The sequence below is a fragment of the Pseudoalteromonas sp. SR44-8 genome (assembly GCF_014163635.1).
Taxonomy (GTDB): Bacteria; Pseudomonadota; Gammaproteobacteria; order Enterobacterales; family Alteromonadaceae; genus Pseudoalteromonas; species Pseudoalteromonas rhizosphaerae.
In genome coordinates, this window is the sequence record NZ_JACJDS010000064.1 from 1 (window position 1) to 10,468 (window position 10,468).

The following is a 10,468-nucleotide window of genomic DNA, read 5'->3' on the forward strand; positions in this document are numbered from 1 at the left end:
CTGAGGAAAAATGCAGCTAGGGCGCACCCCAAACGCGATCGAAAAACAGGAGTATTTCAGTATGGGGTAGAGCCAAATTTTTAAGGCTGTACTTAATATTTTTCTTAAGTACCTACCTATGACATCCATGTAGGCAATGCGAGATAAGACGAAACTAGGCCATGGGTGAAAAGCATAGCTTTGAACTAGAGGCCATGGATGGCCGAACTGGGGAGCGTGAAAGTCTGAACTATCTTCGCGTTTGCGTTAACTGCTTATAAACAGAAAGCCCCATAGCCTTAAAGAATTGTTAGTTTACATTACAAAAAAAAAGTGAGAATATCGACCTTTAGCATAGGTCAAAAAAGGAACAAGGAAAGTTATGAGCTCATCAAAAGAAATGAGTGTTGTAAAAAAAGCAGGTATTGCCGGTAGAATCGCTTCAGTAGGCCATTTCGTATATCGCCAGTTCATCGGTAATCATAAAGATGCAAATGAAGCATATACTAGAGTTTACCCTACCATAAAACTTACGATTCAAACTTATGGCCGCAGCTCAAATGAATCTACCAATTTATTAAAAATACTAGCAAACCTTGCGCCAGCAGGCGCGATAAGAAGAAACTTTACTAAACGATACATAGATGACAGTGAAGGTTGGTCAAAGCTACCAAAAAATCCGAACGATATACCTTATGGTTATTGGTATTGATACTATGAAAAGCAATATATTTTGGTACTTGTTTCTCCTATTGCTTTTACTTACCACAGGCTATGACATCTATAACTCCTTTTTCAATATAAGTTTGCAAACAATTCATCCAGTATGGCTGAGTTATCTTACATTTACGTTTGATACTCTTACTATCGGCGCATGTTTAGGTATTATATATAAACGTTATATTTTACATCATATCATTTGGTTACTCATTATAAACGCTCAAATAACAGCTGTTCTTTTGACGCTTTATTATGAGTTTGCTGCTGGAGGTTATACTACAAGTGAAATGTTGTTATTTTCTAACATCATTTTTTTTGTTGCTTTAATCTTCTTATATCCACTTATTAAATATTATCAATTAGTTAAAAAACACTCAAAACAATGTAATTCTTAATTAGGTGCATAAAGGCAGTGTGCATTTCTATGACTGGAAACCGCGGGGCTAGGTCTTGCATATTGCCAAGACCAAAAACCAATCTGGCGTTTAACACCCTTCCCCCGTCATCACGCCCTGAAAATAAGCAATTGATGAGTAATATCTCGCATAGCATGATTTTGTTCCCAACAAATCCTAAGTACCTACATCCATGTTGGCAGTGCGCGATAAGGCGAAACTAGACCATGGGTGAAAAAAAGCGCAGCTTTGAACGAGAGGCCATGGATGGCCGAACTGGGAAGCGTACATGAATGTGAAAGTCGGACTATCTTCGGCGTTTACGTTCACATCAATTGTGGTTTGCAGGAAATAGCGTGATTGCTCGGATGGAAAAATCGCGGCTAAAGCCAGCTCCTACAGAGAGTCCAGAAAGGGGTCAGCGGCAGCCCCTCTTTGGCTACGGTCGCCAGCGCGACAATATATGCAAAAATTACACACGCGTCAGCAAGCTCAACGCCTACGGTGATTAACTCTGTCACTAGTGTTAAATCATTCGTGGCTGAAGCCATCTCCTACAACAATACTTAACCTATGTGTAGCGAAGCGCATTTGAGTTCTCGGTGGTGAAATTCACTTATCGCCCTAAGAACGACCCCACACCAGAAGGGTTTCGTTGCACTCTCCCCAACCTACGCCACTTGCGTTGTAAGGCGAAAGTTAAGTGCTTTTATCACTTGAAAAAAGTTTCGCAACGAGTTTTGGTTTTACCATTCACCGCCTTATACGAGCTTTCACGATTTAATCCTGTTGCGTTAGCAATATCGCTCACGCCATGCTTTTTCACCAAAGATCTGAAGGGGTCACCCATAAGAAGCTTCCGATCATGCTGACGACTGTGTTTTATTGATCTCTGTATTCAAAAACCAAGTATTGCTACTTTTCAAACTCATTAATGATTTTGAAATATTTAATCCTCCCACCTTGCATTTACCTAAAAAGTGAACTTAATTAAAAAGTAATGGAACTTCATCAAAAGGAATTTGCAATGACTAAACTCATCATTATTGCTTGGTTACTTTTTTGTTCGCACGCTTACGCGACAAATATTTTTCAGCTTAACTCTGAAGCTAACAATATAAATTTAACCGATATCCAACCAAACCACCCACAATGGAGTGCCAGCTCAATTTATGTAGCCGGTGATGTTGTGACTCACAACAACAGCTTATTTATTGCCGCTTTTTGGGTTAAAGGCATTGAACCGATAGAAAACCAACCCCATTGGGATGGTTGGATTTGGCTGCAAAATACTGTGATAGAAAAATGGCAAGCAAACAAAGTGTATCAAGGTGGCAGCCTTGTAAAACACGGAGTCGACTACTACCTTGCCCGCTACTGGAATGAGAGTAACGAACCCGCCCCTCACAGTAGTTGGCAAAAAATTAAAGATTTATTTTACCAAACCCCAAATTTACCACCGGAACACCCTGACGACTATAAAACGTTGGACGGTGTTGATCAAAATGACAACGGTATTCGTGATGATTATGAGCGCTATGTGTATGAAAAGTTTGATTCTCCGCAGCTCATCACCTTTAGTTTAGGCGCAGCTTCAACATTGCAGCTCGTTATTGATATTGAACAAGGTCGTATACCAAATTTAGATGCTGATATAGGTAGGCAAATCATTTTAGATATTATGAATATCAATTACTGCACAAGGCAATTACAAAATGAATTCTCTGATTTTCGTAATCCTAAATCATTGTATTTCAATACAATTGATCGAGCTTATACGAACCGGAAAAGTCAAAATAAAATAGCAGATATTCTACGTTTTGAACCTAGCTACCACTGGATGGCTGATCAACATTGTGAAGCATTAATAGGGGCTAAAAAATGAAAATATACATTTTAATTATGGCCTTAATTTTTTCATACTCTGCATTTGCTAACTTACAAACTCTTGATAGACACTGTAGTAAGCAAGTTGATTATATACGCTTTTTCCATGTAAATGGAATGCTCACAAGTTATGATGAATTTGAATCAAATCTTGCTTGGATCGATAATTTTCATGCTGTTTGGTTAGGTAAGTACTACCGAGGAGCTAAAGCAGATGGTAACTATAATAATAATGAGGTTATATATGAGCAAATTTATGAAGTTGCTCAACAAAAATATAGCGACCTATCTATATTTTCACCGAAATATAGAATCATTACCGCCATACTCAATGGTACTGTTTCTGTCTTAAATAAAAAAGATTTAATGATTTTACAAGAAGTTATCTTAGAGTCTGTAATTGATGCAAATTACAGTATCATAAACGAAACTGATTATAACAATGCTTACCAAAAACTAAATTTTCATATGAATTCATGCAATAGAATTATTTTACTGGGTCACTCCCAAGGTAATTTTTATACTAATGTTTTATTCGAAGAAATAATTGATAACTACATTTACAGTGACGGTTATTCTACTGCAGATTATCCAATGATCAGCCTTTCTGCAATCGCTCCCCCAACAAGTTCATTACCCAAAGATGAGTATAAAGCTCTAGTTTCATATCTCACTTTAGATGATGACAGTGTCATTGATATAGTAAGAATATTATTTGGAAGTCTACCACCTAATTTTTCTGCTAAATCATACTTTGACGACTCACATCATGGTTTAATAGATTCATACCTTAGAAGTAATCCTGTTGCGAGTAAAATTAGTGAAAAAATTGAGTTTTCTATACAAAACCAAACCCCCTTTCCGTTATTTGAACAACATCCAGTAAAATCTGATGCTTTTTCACACATAGGCTACTCAACAATCAATAAAGTCCTTGATCTGAAATTTGAATCAGGAAGCGTTTACCGTTATTACAATATCCCAATTTTAGTATGGGATGAATTGTATTACTCAACATCAATGGGGAAGTTTTTTAATGACAATATTCGAGGCCAATACCCTTTTGACAAGTTAGATATTGAAAGTATGACTTATCTAAAAATGACGTCACTTGAACCAGTTGCAAAAGTTGAAAAATAACTAAACATTGGACTAGAAATAAAAAAGGGTGAGCCACGATAGCTCACCCTTTTTAATAATTATGGTTTGGGAATAGAGATTGGATTCCCAATCTATAATTTCATTCCCAAACTATAATGACTTTGATCAATAAATGGTTACCTACAATTAAGTTTGTGAATGGCGGCTCTTAAAATTCAATATGTTACGAAACCGATTTCAACAATTAAAATTGTGAATTGTTATAAACCTAAATTCTCATGCCTAACCAGTAAATACAATTAAAATTGTGAGTGTATTAGCAACTTATAAATTAAGAAATTTTTAAACTTACAACAGGCTCCAACTTTTTCACTACAACAAGAGATGTTCACAGTTACTGATGCTCAGCCATTTCTAAATTTAATTCAGTATATAGCTCGATGTGCTCAAGAATCTTAAATATTGCAACAGCACGATTATTTTTAACCCTTTCTGTTCGTTTGAAACCGTAATGATGAAGCGCAATCATTTTCATATTGTTATCAAATATTGGGCTTCCTGAGCTTCCTCCTTTGGTATCACATTATCAAATTTACATTCCCCTTCAAAAGACGAAGCAGTTCCAAGAATATCCATCCTATGAAATTCTCGTTGCAAACAAATTGATAACTTTACTGTCTCGTCCTTTATTTAATTGGACTATGTGAAATCACCTAATCCCTCTGTATCTTTTGAGCATATCTTGATTTTCACCAAACCAATCCATCAACTCAAAGTTGACGTAGAAACTGTTACCTCCACTCCCACGATTTGCAAAACCAAAGCTAAATGAGTTGTTCACGTGAAATGTTAAACCATGCCCAACTGACTTTCCTTCGGCTCTATCAGAATAGACACTAGTCACAGAAACACCGAATGGAATTTTTAAATCCCAAGCATTGAAACCTAACCACTCTAATGCTATCGCTACCTCATCTCTGTCACCATTGGGAGCGTCAGACAGATGCTCATATACTAGCGAAGGTCTCAAGGCATATAACTGTAATGGTGGAGGCGTTATCAAATCATCAGATCTAGAAAAATGGTCACGATAAACCCAAGACGTAAATGCAACATCTATATAAGTTTGGAAACGAGAGTTATCGGAGAATTTGTCCCATTTAGCCTCTTGAATAGCGACATATGCATTATGCTCTTGGGCAGCATTTAGCCGTTGGAATACAGAAAGCTTTCTATTGATTTTATTGAATGCATCGAAAACTTGCACGCAGTCTTTTGCATCAGAAAAACGATTAGTGCAGTACGTGTTCTGTTCTGTTTTCAGCTCAAATCGCTCACTAGCTTGCCTTGGAAGACCTGTAGGGGTTGTTAAGAAATACACAGTATCAAAGTCACGCGGCCTAGAATCAAAACTGGCAGGCATAGGGACCCCGCGACGAATTGGAAGAGTTGTCTCAGATTGCCAATCATTAAAGCTGGCTTTTAAAACATCAAACTCACGTACATCACCCAATGAAAATGCCCTATCTAACTCGCTTAAGTTATTTTCTAAAATCTCACTAAGGTCATCAGCAGACCAGTAGTCAGTTACCACTGGCGAAATTGACTTATCATCAAAAATTGCTCTGCATGCTACAAGCGCTTTTTCAGTCACATATTTGTCGTATTCGACAAACCATTTGTTCAGGACTAGTCCTTTGGAAAGAAGCTTCTCAAAATCGCATTGATTTTCTATGTATGTAGTGGCTAAGTCGATATTATTTGGCTCAGACTGCTGAGCAAAACATGCGCAGGAAAAAGAAAGCGCAATAATTATCCCGGTTAGGTAAGTTTTCATCACGTTCTATCCTTTTTATATTTTGAACTCGTCTCGCATTTCATCTACTACTTTGTAGACTTCAGTGAGGATCTCGACTTTTTTCTTCATGCCACTCACACCTCCAGAGATATCATCCAACTCTTCCAACTTCGATTTAATCGATTTGTACGAGTCAGTGATTAATCCAGTAGCTGTAGTTTTTCGATATTCAGCTTGAGCGGCTCTGAAATCATTTAGATCAATGCTTACCACTCCATTGGTCGATAAAAACCTTCCCCCTACTTCAGGATCCGCAAAGTACTCACGTAAGTCGTGAGGGTTAACTCTCATGGAATTGTTGTCTTGGTATACTTTATGAAGATCTCTAACGTGCTTCGTGTTTATTAGTAGACCTTCATTCGGTATTCGAGTGTAGCGTTTGAACCAGCAAAACGGGTCAAAATCATTATATACAGGATAGAACTCCTTACAGACTCCCGGTTCACTTGAGCTATGGTCAGTAACAATAGATGACATAGGATCATCCATCCGTGTAACCATCTGAGTGAGTCTAGAAACGGTCGCTACTGACCACAATTGATCTAACCCAAAATTGATTGGGTCTAGCCGATGCGTATAGAGTTGCGTCAAGCAATCATGAATAAAAGCAGTACCCAATGAATGGGCAACAATTATAAAACGTTGACCATTGAGGTCATTGATAGACGCTTCAATTTCATCTCCAATTGCTTTGTGAAGCTTGATTAATTGATGACCACGTAAAGCTCCCGTTAAATAAAAGAGAACATCTAGTACATGTGTATACAAGAAATCATCACCATCAAATTCAGCCGTTATATCAAGTATTTTTTGGATCAGGCTAGGTGTTAATGAGAGCGAATCTTTAATATCCCCTTTGAGATGAGATGCAAATTCATTTCGCTTGTTATCCCAATATTCAGAATAATTAAAAGTTTTTAGCGTAAATGCATCATTAACGTCAAAGTTACTTTGCCCAAAGAATTCCATACATTGTTTTAATCCAACTTTGAATTCTTCTTTGACTGAATCGTCTGTATGAGTTCCCATGCCATGGATGAGCAAAACGACAGGTTTATTTGCCATAGTTTGTATTCCCTTAATAGTGTGCAATCAAAGGAATCAAACTTCATATCCATATGAAATGTCAGCACGGTTTATTATTTATGAGGCGCTCTGAAATTGTTTAAATTTCGCACACAAAATAAAGTGTAACCGCACTTTATAAAAATTCAACCTTATTACCACCCAAAATCATCTGAATTCAAAGGGCCTCAAAGACTGTAATGGTCAACAAATTCTGTAGAGATTCTAAGCGGCATTTTTTAATTCATTATATTTCTGATGTGGCGTCATATAATTAAGCGTAGAATGCCTACGTTTGTAATTGTAAAACTGAATATAATTGTCCACCTCACTTATAACTGAATGATGATTTATAAATGACAGGCGATTCAGTCGCTCTGTTTTTAAACTTCTAAAAAATCGCTCCATTACTGCATTATCCCAACAATTACCTCGACGACTCATACTTTGCGTTATAGTTAGTTGTGATAACCGAGCTCTAAACGAGGCCGCAGAATACTGACATCCTTGATCGGAATGAAACATCAGTTGATTAGAACCGGCTGTTGACGCTTAATAGCATTATTTAATGCTGCTATAGCCAATTCAGCATTTGGGCTTGTTGATAAGGCATACCCTATAACTTCCCTCGTTGATAAATCTAACACACAGGCCAAGTAGCTCCACTCTTGGCGGTTCCTAATGTAGGTAAATCACCGACCCAATGCGTGTTATGTGAATCAGGGTTAAACTCTCGTTTTAAGAGGTTCTATGCGTACTTATGTTCATTACCTGAATTAGGGTAGTAATGTTTTTTCTTCGGTCTGATGGCTTTTATATTCAACTTTTTCATCAGTGCCGCTGTTTTATATATTCCAATCGTATGATTTAACGCATTCAATTCAACGTTCACTCTGCGTCTACCATACGTATAACCAGAATATTCTAACCCAAAGGGGTCAAATCTTGACTTCAGACATCAAACCATTTCGAAGTTTTTCATATTGTAATTTAATCTTTTTATCTTCAACCATTAATGTATTCAACCTACCCACCGTTTTAGATATTGCAGAATAATGCTGAACATTATAAATATCTGCTAATACCTGCAAATTTAACCCCGATAAGTCTTGGCATAATTTAATAGCAAACCAACGTGGTAAGTTTTTCTCTTTTCGCCCCTTTTTAACCGTTATAATCTCATCAACTTCAACATTAAAGTGTTGAACTAAGTAAGCAATTACATCATCTGCTGAGTGCTTTTTTGCTACAAGCTTTCTTTCGCTATCTGACTTGGCAATATAGTCTTTTATGTTTTCAATAAAGTCCTCACAACCCAAAACCGACAATAACTTTTTAGCACTATAAAAAGCGCTTATTTCTTTATTGTTTTCAAATTCAACAAACTGTTTATAAGCAGCATATTTACGCTTTTTGCCTTGCAGCGAAAATATAAAGTCTCGGACGAGCCATTTAGGTCTCGCTCCTCTTTTAATAAAAGCTGAATAGCTAGACCACTTATATTTAACAAGGTCTTTTACCAACGGTGTGTTCGTTTCAATTGGGTTACGGTGAATGTATCGACTAACATGTAATAAATAGTTATCTGCATCCACAAGCGCCGCTTTGTAGCGCCCTCTAAACAACGCACCATCTGTGTTATGTGTTCGATTAAAGTATTGGGTATAAAGGCCATTAATATGCTTCATGGCTCGGCCTAAATTTGCATCGGGGGTTTTGATTAGCAAGTGGTAATGATTGGTCATTAAACAATATGAATGCACTTCAATATTAAAGCGAAGGCTTGCTTGCTCAATGCAATGTAAAAAATACTTAAAGTCGTTATCACTTAAAAAGATATTTTCGCGCCCTCTTCCACGATTCATTACATGATAAAACGCATTTTCATACTCTATTCGCAGCGGCCTAGACATAGTAATTCACTCAATGAGTAGTAAACTATAAATCTAGACCTTTGATGTCTGAAGTCAAGATTTGACCCCTTTGGTTCTTGCTGAGCGAACACTGGACCAACCTCAAACTCTACAATCATTAATCAATGATATAAATTCTCGAAAAGATATAGACGAACAATTTGTTTTAGATGCAGCTGATAATCTTGGAAATTATTTAACACGGACGTCTGTTGAAAATACTTTACGTCGCTCATTAAGTAAGATTAAGTCAAGCAGCGTAACTGGCTTTTCATTTGAGTTGGACAGAATAAAGCTTGAAGTCAATAAATTCATTCAATTATATATTAAAGCAATAAACGACAGAGATAACTATTGCCCTGGGGAAACATGCAAAGAGGCGCTAACTGAAAGTGATATTTGGTCTATCACCCACAACTCTCGTCAGTTATTGTTGTCATTAGACCCATCTGCAAGTATAGATGCACCAAATACACTCCAACTTCCGCCACCGCAAAGTTACAGCACTGCAACTAGGTTAACAGTGAAAGATAATGTTGTGAACCTCTTTCAAAATGCCTATTTGCGTGATTATCGTAGAAAGCTGAGCCAAAGATATTGGCAATTGCGCAACAACGTTTGGTCTAGTTATCAAAATGCAAAATATCTAAATAGCAGCGGCAAACCAAACAACAAGGTTTTAGAAGAAACCAGGTCACTTGCGAAGCAATTGCTATTCAAACTGCAGGTTGATGTGGAGCTATTTATTGATGCTGACTGTGAAAATACTTCGAACAAAAATGCTTGTTACCAATTATTGGATCGATCGCAATTTGAAAGCCTTCTTGCGAGTTTACGAAGCCTATTTGATAGTACAGGGGAAGTTAATGATGACGGAACAAGTTTTCTACCAGACAGCTTACTCCAAACTGGATTAAATATATCAAATTTACACTTATTGCTCGACGATATTGTAATATAAATATTAACCTGAGGTTCTCCAATTCGAATATATCAAATATAAAAATTGCAATAATATCGAAGTGATCTTTGACGAAAATGGGGATAAATACGCAGAATCACCCATTAGTTCAACTAGACTGACATTGGCATTAAATGATAACTGACGCGAAAGCCAAGGGCCATAATTAATTATCAATAAGCTTAAACTGTCTAAATTCATATGGCGCTCTTTATCCAAACCAAGGTACATACTCACACCAATCAACGTCATTACTGTATGCATAGTCATATTTAAATTGAGTTTAAGTAATAAGAACACTTGGTTTTTTGAATAAAAAGATCAAGAAAACACAGCTGCCTGCTTGACCGGAACTGTCTAATGGGTGACCCTTTTGGTTTATGGATCGTTTTAGAGAATTAGCAAATGGAATTAACGTTTAAAATAATAAAACATAAAGCCTACCCACCACAAACAGGCAGATTGATCAGGGCAAGATCACGAACTTTACCTTGACTTAAAAGTATGATCTTATACTCCTTTTTCAGGAGCCCCCATGGCTGATATTCAACTATTTAAATATTTCGAATCAATTGATGATCCTCGCCAG

At 36.9% G+C, this 10,468-nt stretch carries 9 protein-coding genes and 1 pseudogene; 4 read left to right on the forward strand and 6 right to left on the reverse strand.

Going from position 1 to position 10,468, the window contains the following annotated elements; genetic code table 11:
* Nucleotides 1-361 precede the first annotated feature (361 nt).
* Entirely contained in the window at nt 362-691 is a 330-nt protein-coding gene (locus H5183_RS20925; RefSeq protein ID WP_182732628.1) for a hypothetical protein, read from the forward strand.
* Nucleotides 692-1,806: 1,115 nt separating this feature from the next.
* Here H5183_RS20925 and H5183_RS22035 read toward each other — a convergent pair.
* Nucleotides 1,807-1,944, reverse strand: coding sequence for a hypothetical protein (locus H5183_RS22035; protein WP_404936113.1), 138 nt, complete (start codon nt 1,942-1,944; stop codon nt 1,807-1,809).
* 177 nt (nt 1,945-2,121) lie between these two features.
* Between H5183_RS22035 and H5183_RS20930 the strand changes: the two genes are divergently transcribed.
* Together H5183_RS20930 and H5183_RS20935 are read left to right on the forward strand one after the other, a co-directional pair.
* On the forward strand, nt 2,122-2,979 hold the full coding sequence (locus tag H5183_RS20930; RefSeq protein ID WP_182732629.1) for a chitodextrinase: 858 nt from the start codon (nt 2,122-2,124) through the stop codon (nt 2,977-2,979).
* Nucleotides 2,976-4,121, forward strand: coding sequence for a KTSC domain-containing protein (locus H5183_RS20935; protein WP_145241840.1), 1,146 nt, complete (start codon nt 2,976-2,978; stop codon nt 4,119-4,121). Before H5183_RS20930 ends, H5183_RS20935 begins: the two co-directional genes overlap by 4 nt.
* 670 nt (nt 4,122-4,791) lie before the next feature.
* On the opposite strand, the gene H5183_RS20940 is transcribed toward H5183_RS20935, so the two are convergent.
* The 4 genes and pseudogenes from H5183_RS20940 to H5183_RS20955 all read right to left on the reverse strand — a co-directional run bounded on the left by H5183_RS20940 (nt 4,792) and on the right by H5183_RS20955 (nt 8,918).
* On the reverse strand, nt 4,792-5,922 hold the full coding sequence (locus H5183_RS20940; RefSeq protein ID WP_182732630.1) for a hypothetical protein: 1,131 nt from the start codon (nt 5,920-5,922) through the stop codon (nt 4,792-4,794).
* A gap of 12 nt (nt 5,923-5,934) precedes the next feature.
* Nucleotides 5,935-7,005, reverse strand: a complete 1,071-nt coding sequence (locus H5183_RS20945; RefSeq protein ID WP_145241844.1) for a hypothetical protein — start codon at nt 7,003-7,005, stop codon at nt 5,935-5,937.
* A 225-nt stretch (nt 7,006-7,230) separates the two neighbouring features.
* A pseudogene (locus H5183_RS21875) lies at nt 7,231-7,915 on the reverse strand (IS3 family transposase); the annotation flags it as partial.
* A 28-nt stretch (nt 7,916-7,943) separates the two neighbouring features.
* Nucleotides 7,944-8,918 carry a transposase gene (locus H5183_RS20955; protein ID WP_182732632.1) on the reverse strand — a complete coding sequence of 325 codons (975 nt, stop codon included), beginning with the start codon at nt 8,916-8,918 and terminating at the stop codon, nt 7,944-7,946.
* A gap of 61 nt (nt 8,919-8,979) precedes the next feature.
* Here H5183_RS20955 and H5183_RS20960 point away from each other — a divergent pair, with 61 nt between their 5' ends.
* A complete protein-coding gene (locus tag H5183_RS20960) occupies nt 8,980-9,879 on the forward strand; it encodes a hypothetical protein (protein WP_182732633.1) in 900 nt (299 codons plus the stop codon).
* 3 nt (nt 9,880-9,882) lie between these two features.
* Here the strand turns inward: H5183_RS20960 and H5183_RS20965 are convergent, their stop codons facing one another.
* Nucleotides 9,883-10,131, reverse strand: coding sequence for a hypothetical protein (locus tag H5183_RS20965; protein ID WP_182732634.1), 249 nt, complete (start codon nt 10,129-10,131; stop codon nt 9,883-9,885).
* Between the last annotated feature and the right edge of the window lie 337 nt (nt 10,132-10,468).

Bases quoted from the DNA above. Each gene is read 5' to 3' on its own strand.
- H5183_RS20925 (WP_182732628.1), top strand. From the start codon at position 362: ATGAGCTCATCAAAAGAAATGAGTGTTGTAAAAAAAGCAGGTATTGCC.
- H5183_RS22035 (WP_404936113.1), bottom strand. From the start codon at position 1,944: ATGGGTGACCCCTTCAGATCTTTGGTGAAAAAGCATGGCGTGAGCGAT.
- H5183_RS20930 (WP_182732629.1), top strand. From the start codon at position 2,122: ATGACTAAACTCATCATTATTGCTTGGTTACTTTTTTGTTCGCACGCT.
- H5183_RS20935 (WP_145241840.1), top strand. From the start codon at position 2,976: ATGAAAATATACATTTTAATTATGGCCTTAATTTTTTCATACTCTGCA.
- H5183_RS20945 (WP_145241844.1), bottom strand. From the start codon at position 7,005: ATGGCAAATAAACCTGTCGTTTTGCTCATCCATGGCATGGGAACTCAT.
- H5183_RS20955 (WP_182732632.1), bottom strand. From the start codon at position 8,918: ATGTCTAGGCCGCTGCGAATAGAGTATGAAAATGCGTTTTATCATGTA.
- H5183_RS20965 (WP_182732634.1), bottom strand. From the start codon at position 10,131: ATGACGTTGATTGGTGTGAGTATGTACCTTGGTTTGGATAAAGAGCGC.